The 22382-nt window shown below is 61.5% G+C and carries 22 protein-coding genes and 1 pseudogene; 7 read left to right on the top strand and 16 right to left on the bottom strand.

Annotated elements, in window-relative coordinates:
- Positions 1-215: 215 nt before the first annotated feature.
- Complete coding sequence (locus tag IWX77_RS13340) at positions 216-770, bottom strand: TetR/AcrR family transcriptional regulator (RefSeq protein WP_196845006.1); 555 nt, start codon at positions 768-770, stop codon at positions 216-218.
- 73 nt (positions 771-843) lie between these two features.
- Between IWX77_RS13340 and IWX77_RS13335 the strand changes: the two genes are divergently transcribed.
- Complete coding sequence (locus IWX77_RS13335) at positions 844-1200, top strand: DsrE family protein (RefSeq protein ID WP_196845005.1); 357 nt, start codon at positions 844-846, stop codon at positions 1198-1200.
- 99 nt (positions 1201-1299) lie between these two features.
- Positions 1300-1593, top strand: coding sequence for a putative quinol monooxygenase (locus IWX77_RS13330; protein ID WP_196845004.1), 294 nt, complete (start codon positions 1300-1302; stop codon positions 1591-1593).
- Positions 1594-2050: 457 nt separating this feature from the next.
- Here IWX77_RS13330 and IWX77_RS13325 read toward each other — a convergent pair whose 3' ends face one another.
- Positions 2051-2926 carry a DUF1684 domain-containing protein gene (locus IWX77_RS13325; RefSeq protein ID WP_196845003.1) on the bottom strand — a complete coding sequence of 292 codons (876 nt, stop codon included), beginning with the start codon at positions 2924-2926 and terminating at the stop codon, positions 2051-2053.
- 463 nt (positions 2927-3389) lie between these two features.
- Here IWX77_RS13325 and IWX77_RS13320 point away from each other — a divergent pair.
- Positions 3390-3960 (top strand): annotated as a pseudogene (locus IWX77_RS13320) (SulP family inorganic anion transporter); the annotation flags it as partial.
- A 309-nt stretch (positions 3961-4269) separates the two neighbouring features.
- On the opposite strand, the gene IWX77_RS13315 reads toward IWX77_RS13320, so the two are convergent.
- Genes IWX77_RS13315 through IWX77_RS13300 form a run of 4 tightly spaced genes read right to left on the bottom strand, consistent with a single transcriptional unit; the run spans position 4270 to position 9432 of the window.
- Complete coding sequence (locus IWX77_RS13315) at positions 4270-5109, bottom strand: DUF6671 family protein (RefSeq protein WP_196845002.1); 840 nt, start codon at positions 5107-5109, stop codon at positions 4270-4272.
- A complete protein-coding gene (locus IWX77_RS13310; protein ID WP_196845001.1) occupies positions 5106-5423 on the bottom strand; it encodes a P-II family nitrogen regulator in 318 nt (105 codons plus the stop codon). Before IWX77_RS13310 ends, IWX77_RS13315 begins: the two co-directional genes overlap by 4 nt.
- A gap of 2 nt (positions 5424-5425) precedes the next feature.
- Positions 5426-7849: a DUF2309 domain-containing protein gene (locus tag IWX77_RS13305; protein ID WP_196845000.1), complete on the bottom strand. Its 2424-nt coding sequence runs from the start codon at positions 7847-7849 to the stop codon at positions 5426-5428.
- The gene (locus tag IWX77_RS13300) at positions 7846-9432 is read right to left on the bottom strand and encodes a proton-conducting transporter transmembrane domain-containing protein (protein WP_196844999.1); all 1587 of its coding nucleotides are present in this window, start codon (positions 9430-9432) and stop codon (positions 7846-7848) included. The genes IWX77_RS13305 and IWX77_RS13300 overlap by 4 nt, the downstream gene beginning before the upstream one ends.
- Before the next feature lie 61 nt (positions 9433-9493).
- Here IWX77_RS13300 and IWX77_RS13295 point away from each other — a divergent pair, with 61 nt between their 5' ends.
- Positions 9494-9781, top strand: a complete 288-nt coding sequence (locus IWX77_RS13295; protein WP_196844998.1) for a helix-turn-helix transcriptional regulator — start codon at positions 9494-9496, stop codon at positions 9779-9781.
- Between the two features lie 665 nt (positions 9782-10446).
- On the opposite strand, the gene IWX77_RS13290 is transcribed toward IWX77_RS13295, so the two are convergent.
- The 3 genes from IWX77_RS13290 to IWX77_RS13280 are packed head-to-tail and all read right to left on the bottom strand — an operon-like array spanning position 10447 to position 12301.
- Complete coding sequence (locus IWX77_RS13290; protein WP_196844997.1) at positions 10447-11313, bottom strand: NmrA family NAD(P)-binding protein; 867 nt, start codon at positions 11311-11313, stop codon at positions 10447-10449.
- On the bottom strand, positions 11310-11747 hold the full coding sequence (locus tag IWX77_RS13285; protein WP_196844996.1) for a MarR family winged helix-turn-helix transcriptional regulator: 438 nt from the start codon (positions 11745-11747) through the stop codon (positions 11310-11312). The genes IWX77_RS13290 and IWX77_RS13285 overlap by 4 nt, the downstream gene beginning before the upstream one ends.
- On the bottom strand, positions 11747-12301 hold the full coding sequence (locus IWX77_RS13280) for an NAD(P)-dependent oxidoreductase (protein WP_196844995.1): 555 nt from the start codon (positions 12299-12301) through the stop codon (positions 11747-11749). The genes IWX77_RS13285 and IWX77_RS13280 overlap by 1 nt, the downstream gene beginning before the upstream one ends.
- 726 nt (positions 12302-13027) lie before the next feature.
- On the opposite strand from IWX77_RS13280, the gene IWX77_RS13275 reads away from it, so the two are divergent.
- Entirely contained in the window at positions 13028-13957 is a 930-nt protein-coding gene (locus tag IWX77_RS13275) for an aldo/keto reductase (protein ID WP_196844994.1), read from the top strand.
- Positions 13958-14068: 111 nt separating this feature from the next.
- Here the strand turns inward: IWX77_RS13275 and IWX77_RS13270 are convergent, their stop codons facing one another.
- The 3 genes from IWX77_RS13270 to IWX77_RS13260 all read right to left on the bottom strand — a co-directional run bounded on the left by IWX77_RS13270 (position 14069) and on the right by IWX77_RS13260 (position 16523).
- Positions 14069-14764 (bottom strand): phosphatase PAP2 family protein, encoded by a 696-nt coding sequence (locus IWX77_RS13270; RefSeq protein WP_327012208.1) that lies wholly within the window; start codon positions 14762-14764, stop codon positions 14069-14071.
- 59 nt (positions 14765-14823) lie between these two features.
- Positions 14824-15675 (bottom strand): PPK2 family polyphosphate kinase, encoded by an 852-nt coding sequence (locus tag IWX77_RS13265; RefSeq protein WP_196844992.1) that lies wholly within the window; start codon positions 15673-15675, stop codon positions 14824-14826.
- Positions 15676-15803: 128 nt separating this feature from the next.
- Positions 15804-16523: a phosphatase PAP2 family protein gene (locus tag IWX77_RS13260; RefSeq protein ID WP_196844991.1), complete on the bottom strand. Its 720-nt coding sequence runs from the start codon at positions 16521-16523 to the stop codon at positions 15804-15806.
- A 209-nt stretch (positions 16524-16732) separates the two neighbouring features.
- On the opposite strand from IWX77_RS13260, the gene IWX77_RS13255 reads away from it, so the two are divergent.
- Together IWX77_RS13255 and IWX77_RS13250 are read left to right on the top strand one after the other, a co-directional pair.
- Positions 16733-17287 (top strand): diacylglycerol/lipid kinase family protein, encoded by a 555-nt coding sequence (locus IWX77_RS13255; RefSeq protein ID WP_196844990.1) that lies wholly within the window; start codon positions 16733-16735, stop codon positions 17285-17287.
- A complete protein-coding gene (locus IWX77_RS13250) occupies positions 17284-17475 on the top strand; it encodes a hypothetical protein (RefSeq protein WP_196844989.1) in 192 nt (63 codons plus the stop codon). Before IWX77_RS13255 ends, IWX77_RS13250 begins: the two co-directional genes overlap by 4 nt.
- Before the next feature lie 361 nt (positions 17476-17836).
- On the opposite strand, the gene IWX77_RS13245 is transcribed toward IWX77_RS13250, so the two are convergent.
- The 4 genes from IWX77_RS13245 to IWX77_RS13230 form a co-directional block, all read right to left on the bottom strand.
- The gene (locus IWX77_RS13245; protein ID WP_196844988.1) at positions 17837-17995 is read right to left on the bottom strand and encodes a hypothetical protein; all 159 of its coding nucleotides are present in this window, start codon (positions 17993-17995) and stop codon (positions 17837-17839) included.
- Between the two features lie 125 nt (positions 17996-18120).
- Positions 18121-19167, bottom strand: coding sequence for an FUSC family protein (locus IWX77_RS13240; protein WP_327012209.1), 1047 nt, complete (start codon positions 19165-19167; stop codon positions 18121-18123).
- An 842-nt stretch (positions 19168-20009) separates the two neighbouring features.
- Positions 20010-20900, bottom strand: a complete 891-nt coding sequence (locus tag IWX77_RS13235) for a nitrilase family protein (protein ID WP_327012210.1) — start codon at positions 20898-20900, stop codon at positions 20010-20012.
- A complete protein-coding gene (locus IWX77_RS13230) occupies positions 20893-22365 on the bottom strand; it encodes a purine-cytosine permease family protein (RefSeq protein WP_334353675.1) in 1473 nt (490 codons plus the stop codon). The genes IWX77_RS13235 and IWX77_RS13230 overlap by 8 nt, the downstream gene beginning before the upstream one ends.
- Positions 22366-22382: the final 17 nt, after the last annotated feature.

Here is a 22382-nt window from a genome sequence, read left to right as displayed (position 1 = left end):
AGCGCAGGGCCCAGTAGCCGGCGATCATGCGTCACTTGGCTAATGCCGATGAACAGTGCCCAGATGACCGCGAGCTGCCAGACAAAGAACCAAAGAATCAACCACAGGTGTGCACCAGGATCGTCACGACGCCCTCGGATCGGTCGGGCCGTCAGCTCGGATGCCCGCAGAGCGTCTGCAATCTTCATCAGTTCGTCTGCTTGCGGGTGAAAGGTCTACACGAGTTCCTGCGCCATGGCGCCGGCTTCGCGAACCAGGGCAGCGTCACGGGCGACCTTCGCTGCGGCGATGGCGCCGTCATAGAGCAGCACGAGACGGGAGACGATGGTGGCGCTCGGGACCTCCTGAACGAGGCCGGAAATGTGTGTGCGAACCGCGTCGCGGTAACGGTCCGCGACCTGCCGCACCGAGACACACTCCGGAAGTTCGATCACAGCGTTGGTGAAGGGGCAGCCGTAGAAGGTGTGTGATTCGACCGAAACCGCGAGATCTTCGAAGAGGGCGGCGACCCTATCCCGCGTGGGACGCCGGGGATCGTCCATTGCTTGGGCCTGATCGACCCATCCGTTGAGTTCTTCGTCCAGGTACGCCACCACGAGCGCCTCCTTGCTGGCGAAGTTGTTATAGAGGCTGGCCTTCGCCACCCCCGCGCCACGAACGACGAGATCAATTCCCGTGGCGTTGATGCCATGTTCGTGGAAAAGGCGACTGGCGGATGCGAGGAGGCGCGCCCGCGCGCTCGGCACTGGCGCTGCAAGCGTAGGTTCCATGACTGGACTTTACCAGACAGATCGGTATAGTTATTAGTAACCAGATCGGTCTACCTAGAAAGTAAGGCACACCATGTCAGATTTGAAAATTGCCGTCGTTATCTACGAGCCCATCACCTCCGACGCCTCACGCGTCTACCGCGGCCTCAAGACCGCCCTCGAATTCAAGCAGGCCGGCGATGATGTCGTCGTCGTATTCGACGGTTCCGGCGTCGAAACGTTGGCTGCGATCACCGCGCCCAGCCACACCATGAATCCCCTGGCCGTGGCACTCAAGGACAACATCCGCGGCGCTTGCGGATTCTGCGTCACCTCCCACGGGGTCTCCGACGCAATCGCTTTGGGAGGCTGGAACCTGCTCACCGAGTACAAGGGCGAAGCCAGCGTCCGAAACCTCGTGATCGAGGGCTACCAGATCCTCAGCTTCTAAGCTTCTAAGCTTCTAAGCTTCTAAGCTTCTAAGCTTCTAAGCTTCTAAGCTTCTAAGCTTCAATCTGCCCTTCCGCCACCCACTTGATTCGGAGCACCCATGACCCTCACCGTCTTTCTCGACCTTCAACTCAAGCCAGAAGCAGTTGCAGCCGCGCCCGCGATGCTGCGCGAAATACTCGCCCAGACCCGCGCATTCGACGGCTGCCTCGGCGTCGACGTTCTCGTCGATACTGAGAGTGCCACGCACGTGATCCTCCTGGAGCGCTGGGCTTCAGCCGAAGCCGATGCGATCTACCGTGAATGGCGCGCCGGAGCAGGCGCGACCGAGCTCGGGTCACTCCTTGCCAGCGCTCCGAAAATCTCGCAGTTTGAGACCGCCAGCGATATCTGATCAGCGCTGCGGCGCAGAACCGAGCACACACCCTCGGTTCTGCGCCGTCGCGTGTCCCAGGTTACGAAACCCCAGCCTGCACGGAGCCGCTGTAGATGCAACCGCAGGTCTTTCCGGCACTCAACTCGGAGGGGGCAGTCCATGTACTGAGCCATCTGGAATGACGTCCTGATAGCGAAGTCCGAAGGAACCTTCCGGGTAATAGGACATTTGAAACTCCGTCGCGTTCTCCAACGGTGTCCGGCGTGGCAACCCACGTGCGTGCCCGGGTTGAGCGGCCCCTCGCGTTTCGCCGAGCGTTGAACCTTGCAGCTGCTGGACGGCAATCTCGCTCGGTCCACAGAGTTTGAGACGTCTCTGAGCACGCGCGCAGACGTCCTCGTTGACAGTGCCCTCTGACCGTGAGGTCCTAGACAAGTCGTCGCGCCCAGGTAGATCGGAGCCTTATTCTCGCCGGTCAGTGAAGCAGGTCACCGTTCCTATCCAGTACGTTTCGCTCTCCCGCATTGACGGCGATTGCCAGCCGGTTTTGTTTCGGCGGGATAGGGCAACTGAAGTTGTAGCTGAAGGCACAGGGTGGAAGATAGGCCAGATTGCAGTCCACGGTGAGCGCGCCCATGTCGCCGGGCGCCACGCGGAGGAACCGACCGACGCCATAGCTCGTGTTCCCGGTCGTGGCATCGGCGAAAACGAGCAACCAGCTCGGACCGTCCCCGTACACCACGAGACAGTGCTCCTCTCCGCCGAGGATAAAGCTGATCTCGCCCGGCACCGTGTTCTCTCGAGTCCTCCCTTCCTCCTTGAGGTAAGCGATGCTGACTTCGCTCGTACCGACATCCGGAGTGAATTTCGCCTCGACGACCCAGGCCCCGTCATAAGGAAACGCATCGATCGCACCGAAGTCACGGATGCCTGCCGAGTCGGCATTCCACACCCGCAGGGCGTAGTCGCCCTCCTCGCTCGCGATGACGGTTCCCGTGACAGTCTCGCTGAACCGAATGCGGGACGGGGACACGGCGTCCATGCCCGCCACGACCACGTCGCCGTCGACAAGCTCACCGTCCACAATGATCCCGTCGAACGCGGACGCCCTCAACAGCAATCCGGACGACCCGATCGGCAGAGGCGACCACAGGCCGGCGGCTCCCCAGATCGGCTGGCTCACCCCAACGTCACCGGTAATCCACTGGGTATTCATGAGCGCCAAGTTACCTCGAGGAGCGATAACCGCCCGCACGCGTTGGCGCCAAGCTTCGTCAACAAGCGCCTCACGCGCAGACTCATCGTCGGTGAGCCCGGAGACGGCGGTTGAGCTCTGGATGTGGTGCGTCATAGTTTTGTCCCAATACGGTATCGTCCCAAAACGGGTCGTAAGCGATAACCACCCGTCGCAATGTTTTATTGCAGGTGGTTTATTCGCCCTCGCGAGCGTGACCACGTCGTCGGGTTATCAGCTCCAAGACCCAGAACTGTGTCGGGAGGAGGTTTGTGTCGGGAGGAGGTCGGTGTCGGCCGACCTGAGAAGCTGGGCGTAGCAGCACACCGCCCCAACGTTGGGGCAGAGTGCCTATTGGGCCGAACTTCTGCATTGAGCCAGTCTTCCCCACGCACCGCCTTCGGCACTCGTGGAGCGCTCCGTGCTGAGCGCAACCCGCACCCCGGTCTGATTTTGATCGACCACGCATCCACTGGAGAATTCAGCGGCGACTGCCCGCCGGCCAGGCGTCAGCAGTCGCTACGCACCCAATCCATCCGTGATGACCGCAGTATTATCACCCCGATTACTCACCTGCAAGGTGCTCGCTGGCCTCCTGCAAATTCTGCGCGCCGTGCTTGGCGTCTGCAAGCTCATGCGCTTCATTCCCGACAGCGTCATGGTCGGCTTCGTCAACGCCCTCTCATCCCGATTTTCACATCGCAGCTGCCACAGCTGCTCAGCGAACCGTTCATGGTCTCCCCCCCCTCAAGGCCGTCGGCATCATCATCATGATCGTCATGCCACGCATCACTAAGGTGGTGCCAGCACCACTCGTCGCCATAGTGGTACTCACCATCGCAACGGTCATAATCGCCCTTAACGTGCTGACCATCGGGGGCCAGGGCGTGGCCAACAGGCTCTCCGGGCTCTTTGGCGGCATGGGCGGCAGGGGCGGCTGCGCCATGACCGGGCAGACCATGACCAACGTCAAGGCCGCCGGCACCCGCATCTCCGCCTTCCTTGCCGGCGTATTCATGCTCGTGCTCATGCTCCTGCTCGTGCTCGTGCTCGTGCTCGGCCATGGCGACCTTCTGGCTGTCGCGCCCCAGGCCGCCCTGGTCTCGGTCATGATCATGTGGCCGGTCTCCCTGTTCTCCCGGTTCTCCCTGTTCTCCCTGATTCGTAGTAAAGCAGCGCTCACGCGCCGGGACTGTCTCTTAAACGGTGTTTCTGGCCTGACGCGCTGAACGAGGAAATGACCGAGCACCTCGGACACGAGAAGAACTGAGCCCCAGACGAGCGCGACGACGCGCAGGCCCCCACCGGAGTGGGCCGAGTCCGATGGACGATGCATGGGAAGCCAGCTCTCAACGCCTTCCCCCTCACCTTCCACGACCGCTGGCCGAACGCAGAATCCCACTAATGAAAAACGCCGAGAACACCGTCACCGAGGCAGCCCCGACAAAATAAAAGGAAGATCAGGGGTTGCATACGTCGCACCACTGGGGAGAGATGACTTGGTTCGTTCGGGGGGCGCGAGCGGTATGGGGGCAGCGTCCACAGCCGAGGATGTCGGCGGCGATCATCCGGGTGGGTTGCCCGCAGTCAGAGCAGCGCAGTCCGCGTTCGATGTTGATTTGTCCGAATCCTGGTGCGTGACAGATTGGGCAGGGGGTTGCAAGTCGTTTCGCCATGGTCTGGGCAAGGGTGGTGATGACCTGAGCGCGGGACGGGCAGCGGTGCGCTCTGTAGTCGGGCGAGATGATGATGGAACGGTCAGGTGTGTGGCGGAGCATCTGGTCTGTTGCCTCCGATAGCGACTCGATGGTGTTGAGGTCCTTTCGTATGAGCTCCCCGGCCGCGCCGCCGCGCAGTGTCAAGCCTTGTTCGGGGTGTCCGATAGCGGTCGCGTACGCCAGCGCAGCATCCACTGCGGTGATGGCTTTTCCGGGGGGCAGCGGCGAGGTGGCGATGGTGCCTTCGACCAGTTCGAGGCTGCGGATCTCGTCGATGAAGATCAGGACTTCGTGGTGTTCGACCAGGAATCCGAAGCCGGAGTTGAAGCTTCCCTCGGATGCGAGTCCGTACGTGGTGCCTGCCAGCTGCATGCCGAGCCGGGCTTTCACCTGCGCGGCAGCTCGGGGGCTGAGGGTGCGGGGAATCTCGCCGGAGAAGGTACCAAACTGGTCGGTGTCAAGGCCTATCGGTGCGACGACGTCGGCGCCGAGGATGTCATAGAACGCGTGTCGGACGAGTTGTTCCTTGCCATGCATGGTGGCGAACGCTATCGTCGAACCCGCGTACGGACGGGTGCTCATCCGAAGTATTCCGGCCTGCTGACGTAGGTGTCAGCGACGAACATGACTCCGGACCCGTCCTCAAGTAGCTGCCGGACAGCGCCGATGAGCGCCGAGGCCTTCTCCGGTGGCAGCACCGTGATGAGCATGGTGAGGGTGTCGTACTCGTTGAACAGCAGCGCCCCTGAGTGCGGTCCGTGGTGCCCGATTCCCGAGACGCCGGAGACGGCAGTGTAGCCGGTGGCCCCGGCGGATGTTATGAGTTCCCTGACCGGTGGTGCGTCGCGACCCGAGACCACAATCTCGATCCGAGTCATCTTTGTAAGTCCATCCATAACTAATCTCCTTCTGTGGGTTCGCCGAGGTGGGTATCTGTGATCCACCCGTAGGTGCCGAACCGGTACCAGGGGCTATTCTGGTCGCTGCGCGCGGTAAGGGTGATCCATTGGTTGTCGAACAGGTGCCGAAGGACTTGGTTGCGGGAGATGATGGTCCCGATTCGGTCGAGGGGTGCCTGAATGAGCACGCTGAGTCGCATCGGGTCGTGCAGGTCCCGGTTGCCGATTGCGACCGATTGGAAAGGCAGGCCCTGCTTGAGGTCGCCGGCATGACCGGAGAGTACGCCGATCGTTCCGATCGCGTTGTGGATGGTCTTGCTGCCGGCCCCCCAACGGTCCTGGTCAATGGTGGAAAAGTAGTACTGGTGGTTGATCCACTGAGCGACGACCAAGGGGGCGGTCATGATCGTTTCCAGAGCGGAACCATCGGGGTCGCATTCTGGTCGGTAGGAGTGCAGGAAAACGCGTCGCTGCAGATTCACTCCCCGCGTCATCTCTCGGGGGCCGATGATCATGGCGGCATTGCCGGCGAGACCAAGTTCGGGATACACCTCCGCCCAGTCGTGGGCGCGTTGGCGCAGACGTGTTAGCGAGTGTCGTGTCGCGCCTGGCAGTTGAGTTGCTCGTTCCGTCACCAGCCGATCAGCGGCCGTTTTCTGGGTCTCCAGGAAGTCAGCGACAACGGTCGTGTGGCTGTCGGGGATCAGATGGTGGTCAAGAATGTCAATGCGGTCGGATACGGTGTTGTGTTCTGCGGCCACGAAGAAAGTTGATTCCGGGATCGGGAGTCCCCGGGTGTTGAGAATGCGGCGTACTTCGGGGTCGTTGAAGATGGCGGCCGCGGCTCGTGCATTGGCGGCTCCCGGGTTGCCGCCGCAGGCTCCGCAGTCCAGCGCTGACTGGTACAAATTGTTGGTGCTCGTCGACCCGTGGCCGGCAAAAATGATGAGGGCAGCGAAGCGATCCAGTCCCATCATGCGGATGCCTGTCTCGGCCAATGCCGCCCGTTCGTCGAGGGTGAAGGCATGTGCGATGGTCACCTCAGTGGCTATGGCCACTGTTGTCTGGTGGCGGAACCGTTCGAAGGCTCGGGTGGTCCGTGGCCAGAGTGTGCGCAGGAGGGTGGCCGCCCCGAAAAACCATCCGAGCGTTTCGGCCAGCGCGAACGGGGCCGCCGGGACGGTTTCGCTGGCGTGCATTCCTGCGGCGAAAGCATCCCGAACCCGAAGCGCACTCGCGCGTCGCCGCGCGTGTTGGAGATTATTCGTAGTCTCGGTCACCGAATGGTGAGCAGCAAGGAGAGCGGGAAGAGCATCGATGCTGCCCCGCGCCTGATAGCCGGTGAAGCGGATCGGTACTCCGAAGAATCCGGCGAACCCGAAGGTCTCGATTTTGGGGTCGACCTCGAGGTGGCGGCGCATGCCTTCTGAACGGGGGTCGATGCACATCACCACCTGAACACTCGGGTTGGAGATGTTGGTGTCGGTCGTGCGCAGCGCTATTACGAGCTGCCTCCGGTAGTGCTCTTCGTAGGCGCTTTGCCACGTGACGGCGTGAAGCTGCGGGGGGTGCAAGCCCAGGATTCGTGCCACGCGAGCGGGCGTGTCGGATGATGCGGGATCTTCCGACAGCATCGGGATGAGCACGGAGGTCCGTTCCCAGACGGTCGCTGATTCAGTTGTTGGCACGGCGACCGGACGCTGGAGCGGTAGGCCGAGTGCCCACCGCAGAGTGGTACGGATCGCCAGATAGGTGGTCACGTCGATATCTCCGACGTGGGCGGCCCGCCATTTGATGTGTGCGAGCCATCCGGGCAGCTTCTGCGCTTCCAGCTGAAGAACCACGTCAGTCTCGTTACCGTGCACGCCCAACCGGGCCAGCGCCTGGGCAAGGCCCTCATCGGGAGTACGCGGTAGGTCGCGGAGTCTGCGTCGTGCCGCTTTCGGCAGGTGGGGGTCGTAGCAGGCCATTGCCGTCCACGCAGTCCACAGGCCCTGATCGCGGCCTGGCATCTCCCACAGTGGGTGCGGGTCGAGGTAGGCGGCAATCCATTTCGACACGACCTCATCCACCAGGTCAGGCGCCGGTATCGGCGAGGGCGGCATTCCCTGATGGTCGGCATGAACCAGTTCGGCCGCCACGAGATCGGCGGCGGTCCACACCCGGTTACCGATTGCAACGTTTCCGGCACCAGCTAATTCGGGGACACGGTGCAGGACCGACGCGATCAGGTCAGTGTCGGTGATTCGCCCGGCTTCATAGTCGGCAAGAAACGCGTCCCGTGGTCGTGTAGCCGCGGCCCGGTCGAAATTTTCCGATTCGTGCCCGCCCAACGGGTTGACAGCGATGAACGACGACAGCGGCCACAACGGGATGACTGTGCGGGTGGCGCGGGCTACTGCGGCGCGGATTTCGAGTCTCATGACAGGGCTCCTTCAGGAACTGCAATCGGTTGCCGCTTCACGCCCGTGGTGGGTGTCCCGGCGGCAAGGGCGAGAGCATAGAGCCGGCGGCTGACACGGTTGCCGGACCGGAAGTGCTGAATCAGCGGGAGGGCCATCAGCACAGACCCCGAGATCAGCAGCCACCACGCGTTCACCGCAGCAGGTACCGGTCCGAATGCCAGGACGGTATCGAATAGGTTGATGAGAGCGGTGTATCCGAAGGTCAACCCGGTGATCGCAAGGCTCCCGATGACCGCTGTGCTGGCCGAAAAATGCGTCCACAGCGTGGTTCCGAGAGCCACTGCAGCGGTGAACACGACGAACGCCTGGAGTCCCTGGCTTGCGGGCGATAATTCGATACCAAGGAACAAGCGGGCCGCGACAATCGCCCCGATGGGCACGATCACTGCTATTACGAGGGATGCGGTTGCCTGGGGCCACTGCGTTTCCTGGCGGGTCGGCCAACCCCGTTGCTTTACCTCTCGTGCGACTCCGGATCCGGCGCCGAGGAACAGTGCGGACTTGAAGAGCCCATGGGCGATGAGATGGAACACCGCGGCAGCGAATGCGCCCATGCCGCAGGCGAGCATCATGAAGCTCATCTGTGCCATGGTCGAGAAGACCAGGCGACCCTTCACATCCGGTTTGATCAACCGAACCGCGGACGCGTATCCCAGGGTCAGTGCGCCCGCGCAGAAGACCAACGTCATTGCCGGAACGGATTCGCCAATCGCGGGCGAAAACCGCAGGATCAGGATCGCGCCCGCATTGACCACCCCGGCATGCATCAGGGCGGACACCGGAGTCGGGGCCGCCAGTGTCGCCGGAAGCCATCCATGGAACGGAACCTGACTGGATCGTGCGAGGGCCGGTATCACCAACAGAACCGCAACCACCATGGCAAGGGAGCCCGGCAGCTCGGCCAACGCTTTATCCAAATCAGTGAGGTTCACATCCCCGCCGGCCGCAACCATAAGCATCGTCACGGCCGCCACAAAAGGAAGGTCCCCTATCAGGAAGCGTGCGGCGGTTCGCCGCACCCCATCGCGGGCTTGCGGAAGGTGCGGATAGGTCGCCAGCAACGCGACCAGGCTGGCACCTGCGGCCACCCAGGCTAACCCGAATCCGAGGACCGTGATGGTGCACACCATCAGAGCCGTGCAGGCCGTCACAAGATTGACGGTGACGACAAACCAGACCTGACGGGTATCCCCGCGAAGGTAACGCACAGCGAAGAACTGGATCAGAGCGCTCAAGCCCAACACCAGCAACAGCAACAGCAACGCCAGCGAGTCGACACTCAGTACAGGCAACCCCACCCCTGTGATGCCTCCAGCCGTGGGCGCCACAAGGCGGACCAGCGCGAGGCAGATCGACGCGACCCAACCGGCTGCAACGACGGTCGCTGCGAACCGCGCCGCCGCATCACGCGACCAACGCCCGACCACTGCTCCGCCAATTGCCGCCACTGGGGCCGCCGTCAGCACGCATCCCGCCAGCACCGCTTCGACCATCATCAACTCCTCAATAACCCGCCTGTCAATACAGGAAAATTGTAGCACGTTACCTGATTCGGGAGAATCTTATAGAGATACCTCATGCGGTCAACGGTATGATCTTGAAATGGCTCACTGGACATTCCTGACCAATCACGCACACGTTCTGCTCTGCGTTTCCGAGAACCCGAACGTTCGTCTGCGCGATATCGCCGACATGGTGGGGATCACCGAGCGCGCCGCGCAACGCATCGTCACTGAATTAGAAGACGCGGGATACCTGGAGCGGGTGCGCGAGGGCCGCCGCAACAGCTATCTCTTGAACACCGCGATGCCCCTACGCCACCCGCTGGACAGCGACCACCGCATCGGGGAACTCCTCGCAACGTTCTCTCATCACTCCAGCCCGGGATAGGTGACCGCGATATCGCTCGCAAATCGCGGCCCGGCCCCGTGCCAGCCAGGCGGTGCCGGGCCCGAACCACGCCCAAGGCCGGTCCCCTTACGAAACGTTAAGTGGCGGCCACGGAAAAAATTTACGTAAGAATTGTCAGGATCACGAGTCCAACGAGACCGAACACGCGGGCACAGATCAGCTTGACTGACTTTCCGGGCTGCTGCACACACGATTCCCGCACCGTCGACGCTGATCGGGGCGGTTTTGACTGGTGCAATTGTCCCCCGTCCTGTGGTTCAGCATGCTGCTCGCAGTGCTGAATACGACTACGACGCCCCCGAGCGGCCCACAGCGCAGGCAAGGCCCGCGTTGCCCGCCAGATACCGCCCAAACTCGGCGCTACGACATCGCGATCCGCAGTGATCTGGTCGAGCCCCGCGGTGAGCTGATGATCGGTGGAGGAGGTAGGTACCGGTACAGGCTGGACCGGGAAATACCGGATTAGCCCCGATCTGGCATATGGCACGCCGTTTTGAACAGGGTCGCCGAACTTGAACCCAGGATTGACGGTTTGCGGCGGACCCTATTTGCTTGTCGATCCTACGCGTCGAGACCTGGACTGATCTCGATTTGACCAGGAGTTCCCTGCAGTATTTGCCACTTTCTATCGCAGTGCCCCGGGCCTACGGCGCGCGCCAAGCTCGTTGCTCCCTGTGAGCGAATTCGAAGAATGTTGTGGCGGGCTTCCCTGTGAGCTTTCGAACGGTTCTGTTCGGGAAGGCGGAAATGTTGAAGCGGACGATGCGGTAGATCATCTTTTGCACTGCGATGTAGTCGGCCGATTTCCCTTGCTCGGCGAGACGGTACAGATAGTCACGTTCGCTGGGGCGGGCGTAGCGGATGTCCCGGACGAGCACGTCGGTGAGGATTCGAGCGATTTTCTGATAGGTGAGAGTCTGTTCACCCGAGAGCGTGTACGCGGTGCGCAGATGTCCTTCCTCGGTGAATACCGAGGCGGCAACGGTGCCAATGTCTCGGGCGTCGATGAATGCCGTGAACGCCCGCCCCGCGGGTACGTAGATCTCGTTCCGATCGCGAATCTCCTGCCGGTACGTCGTTGAGAGGTTCTGCATGAAGAAGTTCGGTCGGAGGAATGTATAGGGTGCGTGTGAATTCTTGAGGTACTGCTCGACGGCTTGGTGGGGGGTTGACGTGTTGCTCTGCACGCCTTGCAGCGAAAGGAACACGATCTGCCGGATGTTTCGGCGCTCTGCCGCATCGATGAGAGGAAATAGGAAGGTGCGCATGTCTTCGATAGCGGGCGGACGCATGAGGAAGAGCCGATCGCATCCGTCGAGCGCGTCCTCGAGTTCGTCACCTTTCATTCCGAAATCAAATCGACGCGGCTCAGCACCAGGGGGGATCCGTGCGGCATCCGACTCGTGCCGGGAAGCGGCGACCACCCGGGTGCCCCGCTCGAGGAGGGAGTCGATCACAGCCGAGCCGACGATTCCGGTTGCGCCTGTGACGAAGACTGCCTTGTCGTTCATGAATGCTCCACGATCTGCGTGAGCGCGGTTGCTGCGGCGGCGAGTTCGGTGTCCGTGAGGACGTCGAAGAGAGGAAGGAGTCGCTCCACAGTGTCGGCCTCAAAGCCCGTGACCGCTGCGGCGGCGGCGCTGGTCAACTTGATGAACCGCGATCGTGCGTCATCAGGGTTGGCTACGGTATGCACAAGATTTTCGCTTCGCAGGCCTTCGATCAGCTGGGTGACCGCTCCCGGCGTTACGCCGAGCGAGTTTGCGAGCCGGCCCGGCGTAACAGGCCGCCGGTCATGAGCGACCACGTACAAGGCCTGCAGTTGAGTGCGTGTCAGGCCACGTCCCTCGAACGGGATGCGTCGCTCCGCCGCCATCGCGCCACTGAGCACTATCACGGCTTCGAGAACGGCGGCGACCCGATCCAGTCGTCCTCGAGCGGTCATCAGTTGCTCACGAATGGCATCTCGTGGATGAATGCGCGGTCCTCGACCTGGGTGAGTATGAAGTCGGCAAGATCATCACGACTGATCTGGGTGCTGGAGTTCACGCCGACCCAGCCGACGCGGTAAGCACCCGTGCCGGGTGTCTCCATGAGTCGCGGTCCACGCACGACCGTCCAGTCAAGACCGCTGGATTGCAGGACGAGGAGATGCGCTTCAGCATCGGCGAGAACGTGACCCGACAGGATTTTCAACAGTAGGAGAATGACCTTGTCGGGCACCTTGGGATGGTCCCGGTCATCGGCGCGCAAACCACCGCCGGAGAGCGTCACGATGCGGCGCACACCGTGCTGCTTCATCGCTGCGACGATGTTGCGAGTGCTCTCTGCCAACAGGGTCATTGGCGAACCCTTGACCTGACCTAACAGGCTGAGCACGACATCGGAGCCGGCGACGACGTCATCGACGGCGGCCGCGTCGAGTACGTCCCCACGAACGATGGTGAGTAACGGATGGACTCTCACCGTGCCAGGTTCGAGCCGATCAGGGTCTCGCACCAGAGCGTGAACGGTTTAGCCGGCGGCGAGGGCTCGACCGAGCACCCGGCGGCCCGTCTTTCCTGTCCCACCAAAAAGAGCGATTGTTGTCATCAAGTTAGTTTAGCAACTTAAGTACATCGCGTTGTTTTACGTTCCTGTGAAGGACACCAGAGGGTTTGTGGTCGACCGGGCACACAGACGGCCTACTCGCTTTGTTCAGTCTTGAGTTCGCGGCAACGCGACGTGCGTGTTCCGCTGTCCGACATCAACGCAGCAGCCCAATCGAGACTGCGGGTCACGAGATGCAAGCCTTTCAGGGGGGCCTCTCGGCGGGGAAATGTCCTGGAGCACGCGCCGCTCGCCGGTCTCGGACGTTGAGCGATTCGATCGCATTGGTGAAGCGGCTCACCGGGAAAATATTGGGTCATAGGACAGGAACAGGGTGAACTTTCCGCAGGCTGACTCCCGCAACCGGATTATCGCACCGTATTTCTTGCCTCAGATCTGGGTCAGATCATCCGACGCCGCGCGCGGCGTCGACGGTCGGAGCGGTGTAGATCGGTTTCACGGATCACGTCACCGCTTCCCAATCCTACTTCGAGGCAAGCTCACGCGACTGAGCCGCTCACGTCTGGCACGCCCGGCGAGAGATGGCACGTGTCGTGGTAGTGTCTAGGACCCCATCGAGACGGTTGCACGGGGCAATCAACGACGAGGTTCCATACGACGAAGGAAGACATGCCAATGAAGACAACCCTGATGCCGCAGACCGATCTCCAAACGTCCAATGTCATCCTCGGCCTGATGCGCATCGCACCGCTCAGCGACGCGCAGATTCGCGACCTGGTCTCCGCTGCCCGCGACGCTGGAATCAACTATTTCGACCATGCGGACATTTACGGCGACACGAGGCACGGGTGCGAGCGTCGTTTCGGCGACGCGGTGACTTTCTCGCCCGCCGATCGCGAGGCGGTCGTCATCCAGTCGAAGGTCGGCATCCGTGACGGATTCTTCGACTTTTCCAAGCAGCACATCCTGGCAACCGTGGATGAATCCCTCGCGGCGCTGCAGCTCGACTACCTCGACACCCTGCTATTGCACCGGCCTGACACGCTGGTCGAGCCCGAGGAAGTGGCCGCAGCGTTCGACGAGCTGCACACCACCGGAAAGGTGCGGCACTTCGGCGTCTCCAATCAGACGCCCGGCCAAACTGACCTCCTGAAGAAGCACGTCAATCAGCCACTCGCCATCAATCAGGTGCAACTGAGCATCACGCATGCGCCCCTCATCGCGCAGGGCGTCGCGGCCAACATGGCGGGGCTTGAGCAGTCCATCAGCCGCGACAACGGCCTGCTGGACTACAGCCGTCTCAACGACATCACCCTGCAGGCCTGGTCGCCTTTCCAGAGGGGCTTTTTCGACGGTGTCTTTCTGGGCGACCGCAAAAATTTCGCCGAGCTCAACGACGTGATTGATGAGCTCGCGGCAAGCTATGCCGTGCCCACCTCGGCGATCGCCGTGGCGTGGATCACCCGGCATCCGGCCAACATGCACGTCGTGCTCGGCACGACGACTATCGCACGTGTGCAGGAGTCCGCCCTCGGGTCCGACCTGCCGCTCACCCGCCAGGAGTGGTACCGCCTCTTCACCGCCGCCGGTCACGCGCTACCGTAGCCCGCGCCCGACGAGCGTTGGGTTCACGGCCTGTGCATCGGCGAAGGGACGTCATCTCGACCGTAATCGGTGCGTTGCCCGGTCCGACCGAGAATCGCACGCGGGTGTCTGCTACGGCACACTCTTGGGCACACCGAGAGTGACACGAACCGTCCGATGAGTGTCGACGGCGATCACTGTTCCGAGAATGACCACTGAGAGTGCCATCGAGGCCAGGACGTCTGTGGCCCAGTGGTAGCCGAGATACAGACGGCTCGACGCGGTGGCGACGATGAGCAGTGCCGCCACAACGTACGCTGCCGCGGCCATGCGGGGGTTGCTCCGTCGGGAGAACACTAAGAAGGTCAGGATGAGGAGGAAGTCGCAGGCGCCAAGAACATGACCCGACGGGAACGAGAACGTCGTGTCCGGGCCATTCAACATCAGGTCCACGGGTGGCCGACTTCGTCCGACAACGCGGGTTATGATCTGCACGACCACTACTCCGGTGAGAGTGCCGGCCGCAAGGAGAAGCGGCCGCCACGAATGCTTGGCGAAGATACCCCAATTCACCGTGACCACCAGCACGACGAGGGGAAGAACGACGGGCCCGAAGAGTACCGTGAGCGCCACCATGATCAGTGTCAGGGTCTCCGTCCGGCTTCCATTGATCCACGCCTGGATCCCAGTGTCCATCATGGAGACGACGTCGGGGTGAAGGACCTCCCACAGGAGCGCCAGGAGACTGACAAGACCGACAAGGATGAGGGATCCCGCGATCACGTACAGCTTCAGCTTCGTCGCGGCCGGGACGATTCGGTCTTCCACGAAGAGTCTCTTGTAGATCTTCGTTCCCCAGGTATTACTCGGTGCTGACGCTGGGCCGCTCATGCTCCGGCGACCCGTCTGCGTTCCTTTTCCAGGTCGTAGTCGGGTCGTGGCCAGTGCAGTTTCAACTCGCGCAGTTTCATGAGGATGATCTGCTGCACCGCGAGCCGGGCGTACCACTTGTGGTCGGCGGGAATGACATGCCAGGGCGCTTGGCTCGTGGACGTTCGTTCGAGAGCAATCTGGTACGCCTCCTGCAGCGACCGCCACCGTTCACGGTCATCGACGTCGCTTGGGTTGTATTTCCACAGCTTCGATGAACGGTGGAGCCGGGCGACTAATCGCCTCTTTTGTTCTTCCTCGCTGATCTGAAGCATCACCTTGACGATTGAGGTTCCGTTGTCGATGGCATACTGCTCGAACGCGTTGATCTTGCCGTACCGTCCTTCGATGGTGTCTGGGTCTGTGAGGTGACGCACCCGGGCCGCGAGCACGTCCTCATAGTGGGATCGATCGAAGACGCCGACCATTCCCGGTTCGGGGAGGCGTTTGCGCACCCGCCACAAAAACCCGTGACGCAGCTCTTCGGCGGTGGGCACTTTGAAGCCGTGCACGCTGACGCCGGAAGGATTCATCCCCGCGAGGGCATGGGTGACGATCCCTCCCTTCCCGGAGGTGTCCATCCCTTGCAAGACGATCAACAACGATCCTGTCCCCCCAACCGTGCTATTGGCGAAGAGTTTGCCCTGCATCTCGCCGAGAATGCGACTCTGCTTCAGAAGCATGGCCGTGCCCGTTCGTTTCGAGGCGTCGATTGCGGGAGTCGTTGCCGGGTCGACCTCCGTCAGCTGGAATCCCGACTCCACCCGGTGGATCTCGCTTGGCTCTTCTGACCACACTGGCTTGGGCATAGGTGATGGTATCTCATCGGGCGGCTCGCAGACACTGTGCCTCGTGAATGACGCCTCAGTGACGGGGGCCACCCGCAAGGCGAAGAACAGCACACCGCTACGCGGTCTGCCCCGGTCAGGCGTCGCCGTCAACGGTCTGGCGCACTCGACGGTGATCGTCGCCGGCCTCGGGGAGTCCGCCGACTTCGGATTCGGCTCTCACCGTCGATTTTCGCGGCCAACGGCGCCCACACGACTATCGCGACACCGACTCCGAGCAGCAACGCACCGAAAGTGTCGGTCAGCCAGTGTGCCCCCAAATAGGTGCGGCTGATCATCATCACCACGGTGTAGACCGCTCCGGCAATCCATACCCAAACCCGGGGAAACACAATGGCCAGGACAAGTGCCACGGTCGCCGCATTGGCGACGTGTCCGGACGGGAACGAACCAAAGTCCACATTAACAAGGATGGTGTCTGGCCGTGCGCGCCCGAATAGGTGCTTGAGCAGCTGGACGGTGCCACCGGTGACCACGGTGGCGATCAGGAAGTACAGGGCAGCCCACGGGCGCTTGACCAGTAGCAATGCGCCGATGATTGCGACGGGCACGATCAAAGTCGCGATCACACCTCCACCCAGGTAGTTCATCACGAGCGCCAGGAAACCCCAGACCGGCGCCCGGTTCTCGACCAGCTCCGTCATCCATTGGGTATCGATGGAGAGCGGCATTCCATGGTCGCGCACAACGATCAAGGCTCCCAACGCAATAACCAGACCCAACGCGACAAATCCGCTCACCAGGGGCCACACTCGACGGACATGTTTCGCGCGGTGGGTGGCGGCAGTTTCCGGATCCTGGTTGATCATGAGCCAATGCTAGGACTTTCGGCAGGTGAAGCGGCAACGAACAGATTCCCGGCCTCCTCCGCCGGCTAAAGTCGTCCCATCGCCGTTTCCGGTCGACGGTACCCCACGGCATCCACACTGCTATTCGATGCACGGATGCCAGGAAAGATCCGGGTGGACCGATGACGGCAACGAACCGTGAGAACACGTCGCCTTCTCTGACCGCGGCCGTGATCTACCACCCGATCGGGGTCGACCGCAAGGCGATCACGTCCGCAATCGCGGTGGAGGAAAAAGCCCCCGGCTGGAACCCAACACGGTATTGTCCGACCATCGAGGAAGACGCCGGGCCGGGCGCTTTGCGGCCAGCCCAGCGTGCCGAAGCGGACATGGTCATCGTCGCGGGCGGCGACGGAACCGTTCCGGCCATCAAGGAAGTCGTACAGGACAGAGACGCAACACTGGCCCTGGTACCGTCCGGAGCGAGAAATCTCTTCGCACGCAACCTAAACCTCGCCCTAGACGACACAGCGCGTTCGATACACACGGCTTTCAACCGGGTGGATCGCCCCGTCGACGTTGGCCCCGTCGACGTTGGCCCCGTCCACGTTGGCCTCATCGAGAGTCGCCACGGAGATGAAACGCTGACCAACCACGCCTTCCTGATCATGGCCGGACTTGGACTTCACGCGAAAATGACGGTCAACACCGACGAGAACTTCAAGAAGACGGTTGGGTGGCTGGCGTACTTAAGTGTCATTACGAATGGCGCTCATAGCTCTTGAGTGAACTCCGTGTCAGATACCAACTCGACCCCGAGCGGGTGCGCGCCGTTCACGCGCACACCATCATCATCATCAAAAATTGCGGATCCCCGCAGGCCAATGTGCTTCTGCTTCCAGACGTGGCCCTGGAAGACGGGAACTCTGATGTCGCGGTCCTGCGCCCGGAAGGGGGCATCGGATGGTCATAGATCGCGGTGAAAGTCTTCTGGGAAAGCGGCGTTCTTCAGCGCGGCAAGGTGGGCCGATCACCGACCGGCCGGCGGGTACGTGTACCGCAGCCGGAGTCCATTCCTGCGGCAGCAAGGCACGACATGGGTCGAAAGACAGGCCAGCGCGTCCGACAACGAACTGAGAAGGAACCAGCCAAAGCCTCTGGTGAGAGCCATCAGTTCGAAGACAGGGTCTGTCTTCCTCGTTTGCTCGATGAAGGCGAGCATTCTCTACAGGATCGAGTACTCGGTTGACTCAGGCTGGGCACGTTTCGGCGCCGGGTGTCCGCCAGGGTCTCGGCCACCGTGTCCTCCTGGGCGGTCCGGTCGGTCAAACGGATCAGCGATTGCGGCCCGACAAGGTGCGGACCAGCCACGCGATGATCGCGATGATCAGGAGGACAGCGCCAATCCAGAGCAGGAATTGGAGGGCCTGAACGAAACCACCCACCAGGAGCAGGACAACCGCGATGATGGCGACGATGACAAAAAGGTTCATGGGATGCTCCCTGGTCGTGGCGAAGAACGGTGGCGCTACCGGGGTCTGGGACAACAAATGCTTTGACTGCGAGTAAGACAGAGAACGATGGCGATGTCAAGAGCACTGGCGTGCCCCCTCCTGGACTAGGCGTCAGTCGAACGAGTCGGGGGCCCTTCGAGCCGGGAGCGCAGGGCTGCGAGGATGCGGGAGATATCTATTGCGATGGCGGTCGCGGCGCCCATGGATGTCGCCGACGCGGAGTCCCGCCGTTCGTCCAGTTCGGTCATGAGGGACGCGGCCGCGTCCACAGCAGCGGAATACGCCGTCAGTTCCGTGTCTTCCGAATCCCAATCGCGAAGCAGCCCAGCCACCGCGTCAAGAGCCAGACTCAGCGACGGGCGCAACTCCGGTCTCAGCTCGACGTCGATCGGCGTGCCCCAGACCGCCCCGGTAAGGACGTCCGTGAGATCCCGCACGTGAAACGTGACGGTTTCGAGGGCAGTCATGTCCTCGAAGTCAGCGCTCAGATCTCGATGGTGGGTCAAAGCCCGCGGATTGACTTTGCGACTCTCGTCGGCTTGGTGCAACGCTGCCCGCACGTCACGGGAAACGCTGACCAGGGCGTCATTGCGGGATGCCCAGCCATCGCGCTCCGGCGGCCAGCTCTCGGCCAAGGCTTCGGCGACCTCGGACAGATGATCTGCCAGCACCGAGCGATAGTTCGAGAGCTCCCGGCCCACTGCATCGAGGCTCAGCGCGGGAAAGATCAACATATTGACCAGGAGCCCGATCACAATGCCGAAGCTGATTTGCGAGAGGTATCCGATCGAGTACGCGTCGGCGTTCGGGCCACCCACGATGAGCACGAAAAGCGCCGTGACCGGAATGAATTCGCGGTTCGCGCCGAACCACCCGGTGGCAGCAATCAGCGCACCCAGGCCGACGACGAGCGAAATAGTCACTACGTTCGGCTCGCTGACAACGAGCACTGCCGCTGCGAGCAGAATCCCGACTGCAAGGCTGCCGAGGGTTTGCAGGGCATTCCTCATCGAACCCATGAGCGTGGGGTACATGCTCACGAGGGCGCCGAGCGGCGCGTAGTAGGGGTAGTCGTCGGCGACCCCGGGCAAGTACGGCGCGACGGACCAGGCAATGCCGACGGCGACGGCGGCTTTGGCCGCCTGCAACATGCGAGACCTGGTTATCTGCGATTTAAGCCGCCACGCCGTTCTTTTCACTGGTGCCAGTGTTATGCCTGTCATTGTGTTCCCATTCAATCGCCGTGCCCATGTGGTCGCGCGTTGCCCCGTAACCGTAATCGTTGACGGTAGGCCATGTGTTGCGGTTCGGCTCTCTGCGTCGCCGAAAGCCGAGAGCTTCCACGGTAAGCCAACAGGCACCCCAAAATACTGCGGAGGTTCACCAATGAGCGAAAAATCAAGCGAACAGTGAAGGTGGACTTTATCTTCTTCGCGTGCGGCACAAGGAGCCGCTCCGACTTTTACAACCAGTCGAGCGGATGACGTCATTGTCGAGTTCGGTGAAGTATCGCATTACGGGACGGCGAAGCGTAGAAGCGTTGCCCAGAATCCCGACGGCGGCTGGCACTCGGTTGGCTGGCAATCAGTCCTTGAGACGCTCGTTGCCGAACGCGACGTCGCCCTGACGCGATATGCCTGGCTGATCAGTGGGAGTGCGGATGACCGAGTCGACCTCGTGCAGGATACCCTGGTCAAGACCTTCGGCCGCCTGCGCAACGGCTCAAGGTCGTCGCCAGCGGAACCCGGCTCGCCAACGACCGGGCTCTGCTCCAGAAATTGGCAATACCTGCTGGTCTCCTTCGTCGCGCCACCCGTCCAAACCAAACACCCGGGTGCGCTAGCAGGTCAACCACGTTTCGGGAGAGACCACCAGCTGGGCGCCCTACGCTGCGGTATCGGCAATCTGCTGCACCGCACGGGTGAGCGACTCCTCAAGGTCAACAACGGCAGGTGGGTGTCGGATAAACGCAACCGCCGTGTCGGTCACAGAACTACGCGGTGCCATGAGCTCGCTTCTCTGCCGCGAAATACAGTTCTGGGCGACGATCAGCATGAACGTCATTGAGTTCGCTGATCGTCTTGTTGCGCGCCTCACTGAGATCGAGTCGTGCAAGATGTATCCCGGCTTTGCCAAGGCCGAGTGTCGTGAGGGGGAAGCCATCGGCATCCACGATCACGCTGCCGCCCAGCCAGTCCTGCCCTCGTTCACGCCCGGCACGATCAGCTGCGGCAACAAACATGCGGTTCGTTGCCGCAGCTGCCTGAACTTTGACGACTTCGATGGGCCGCTCACCCTGTGGTGCGGGATAGAGCGGCCAATTCACGGGGCAGCACAATAGATCTGCGCCCTCTAACGCCACTGTGCGAACCCACTCGGGAAATTCGAGGTCATAACAAACCATCACACCGATGCGCCCCACCGCAGTGTCAACAACCGGGGGAACGCCCGTACCCGGCGTGAACAAGTCAGCTTTTTCGGTATTCCAGAGGTGCGCTTTGCGGTAACACGCTCTCACCCCGGTCGAATCGACGATCACAGCAGAGTTGTACACTCTGCGGGCACCTTCCGCCTGAGCGGGATCGGCAGGACGGTCGGAACCTTCTGCCTCGGCAAACCCTCCGACGATGATCAGACCGTACTCTGCAGCGAGAGTCACCCACTCACTAACAGTGGGGCCCACGACCGATTCGGCAACAGCACGCAGTTCGTCGATATCGGCGAACATATAGCCGGTATTAGCGAGCTCAGGAAGAACAACAACCTGTGCACCGGCATCCGCAGCCTGGGTAACAGCAGAGCGCACTGACCGACGATTCGCCTCAACATCGCCGACCACCAGGGTTACCTGGCAGCTTGCAACGGTCACCCGTTTTTCAGTCACTGCGCTCCCCCACTGCGTGTCCGGTGCCCTCGAGCGTGCGCTCGCTGGCTGCGCGGGCAACATCCTCAGCTCTGAGGTCGAGGTTGCCCGAGAAGACGTAGTACAGCACTCCCGAAACGAGCAGCCCAACGACAAACGAGAGGTCAGCACCACCCAAGGCGGCAGCGGCAGGACCCACATAAAACGACGTGTAGAAGAACGGAATCATTGCCACAAACCCAATGAGATAAGCGGTAACTCCGCGCCAAGCCCAATTGCCGTAGATGCCCTTCGGTGTGAAGATCTCGGCAATTGCGTACTTACCGTGCCGAACCAGGTAGAAGTCCACAAGGTTCACAGCGGTCCACGGCACGAGGAAGTACAGCATCATGATCACGAAGTCGGTGAAGCTCCCCAAGTAAGCATCCGGAATCAGCAACGCGATCAGCAGTGTGAGCAGTCCAACAGCGCTGAGGCCGATGACCCGCAAGCCCTGAGTTGGGCGAACCCGCTTGAACCCGTCAACCGCGCTTGTGCCGGTGAGCATTGCGCCGTACGCGTTCACACCCATTATCGACAGCAAGGCAACAACCGAGAGGAGCACGGCGAAGGTGCCGAAGCCGGGGAAGAGAGTGTCGCCTACTTCCTTGACGGCACCGATGGCATCCGCATTCGGGATGTTCGCTGCCAGCAGCGCGCCGAGCGACATCAGCCAAATAGCTGACCCCGCAGCCCCCACATAAACCCACGTGATGAGCTTGGGGGCAGAGACGTTTTGCGGCAGGTAACGTGTGTAGTCGGAGACATAAACCGCGTAGCTGATGTTGTAGCCAGCAGCAAGTGAGAACTGCACCAGGAACGCGGTGGTGTTCCACCCGAGGGTCGTCTCGTCGGTTGCAAGAGCAGCGCCAACACCCGAGTAATTGACGATTGCCAGCACCGTGATGATAGAGAAGACAGCTACCAGAAGGCCGGTCAGCCAACGCTGAATGAAATGGAGCAAGTCGTGACCGATGACCGCGATCACAATCGATACAGTGATCAGGATCGGATACCAAACAAGCTTGTTACCCGGCAGTACCAGTTGCAGACCCTGGGTTGCGAGAATCACATCAAATACAAGAAATCCAACGTAGACGAATACTGTGGCCGTGAAGGGCACGATCACGCCACGCCGCCCAAACTGGGCGCGCGACTGAATCATCTGTGGGAGCCCCATCCGTGGGCCCTGATTGGCATGAAATGCCATGAAGAAGGTACCGATTCCGGCACCAAGAACAACGGCGAGAATGCTCCACCCAACACTGAGCCCTAGGACGGGGCCGATGAAGCCAGTAACCAGGGTGGGCAACACAAAATTGCCGGCAAACCAGAATGGTCCCTGGTGCCAAACTTTGCCGTGCCTCTCGGCGCGGGGTACGTAGTCGATCGAGCGTGTCTCCAGAATGGAGTCACGCTGCGCCGACGATACAGGTGCGGTTGACATCATTGTCCTCTCGATTA

It is taken from the genome of Cryobacterium sp. CAN_C2, assembly GCF_015751745.1.
Lineage (GTDB): Bacteria > Actinomycetota > Actinomycetes > Actinomycetales > Microbacteriaceae > Cryobacterium.
The sequence above is the reverse complement of the archived record's forward strand: the minus strand, read 5'-3'. Positions and strand labels throughout refer to the sequence as shown.

Coding starts and splice junctions, on each gene's coding strand:
- IWX77_RS13310 (WP_196845001.1), bottom strand. CDS start 5,423: ATGGATGGACTTACAAAGATGACTCGGATCGAGATTGTGGTCTCGGGT.
- IWX77_RS13245 (WP_196844988.1), bottom strand. CDS start 17,995: ATGAACCTTTTTGTCATCGTCGCCATCATCGCGGTTGTCCTGCTCCTG.
- IWX77_RS13265 (WP_196844992.1), bottom strand. CDS start 15,675: ATGCCCAAGCCAGTGTGGTCAGAAGAGCCAAGCGAGATCCACCGGGTG.
- IWX77_RS13295 (WP_196844998.1), top strand. CDS start 9,494: ATGGCTCACTGGACATTCCTGACCAATCACGCACACGTTCTGCTCTGC.
- IWX77_RS13330 (WP_196845004.1), top strand. CDS start 1,300: ATGACCCTCACCGTCTTTCTCGACCTTCAACTCAAGCCAGAAGCAGTT.
- IWX77_RS13260 (WP_196844991.1), bottom strand. CDS start 16,523: ATGATCAACCAGGATCCGGAAACTGCCGCCACCCACCGCGCGAAACAT.
- IWX77_RS13285 (WP_196844996.1), bottom strand. CDS start 11,747: ATGACCGCTCGAGGACGACTGGATCGGGTCGCCGCCGTTCTCGAAGCC.
- IWX77_RS13240 (WP_327012209.1), bottom strand. CDS start 19,167: ATGTTGCAGGCGGCCAAAGCCGCCGTCGCCGTCGGCATTGCCTGGTCC.
- IWX77_RS13290 (WP_196844997.1), bottom strand. CDS start 11,313: ATGAACGACAAGGCAGTCTTCGTCACAGGCGCAACCGGAATCGTCGGC.
- IWX77_RS13340 (WP_196845006.1), bottom strand. CDS start 770: ATGGAACCTACGCTTGCAGCGCCAGTGCCGAGCGCGCGGGCGCGCCTC.
- IWX77_RS13315 (WP_196845002.1), bottom strand. CDS start 5,109: ATGAGCACCCGTCCGTACGCGGGTTCGACGATAGCGTTCGCCACCATG.
- IWX77_RS13325 (WP_196845003.1), bottom strand. CDS start 2,926: ATGACGCACCACATCCAGAGCTCAACCGCCGTCTCCGGGCTCACCGAC.
- IWX77_RS13275 (WP_196844994.1), top strand. CDS start 13,028: ATGAAGACAACCCTGATGCCGCAGACCGATCTCCAAACGTCCAATGTC.
- IWX77_RS13230 (WP_334353675.1), bottom strand. CDS start 22,365: ATGTCAACCGCACCTGTATCGTCGGCGCAGCGTGACTCCATTCTGGAG.
- IWX77_RS13305 (WP_196845000.1), bottom strand. CDS start 7,849: ATGAGACTCGAAATCCGCGCCGCAGTAGCCCGCGCCACCCGCACAGTC.
- IWX77_RS13335 (WP_196845005.1), top strand. CDS start 844: ATGTCAGATTTGAAAATTGCCGTCGTTATCTACGAGCCCATCACCTCC.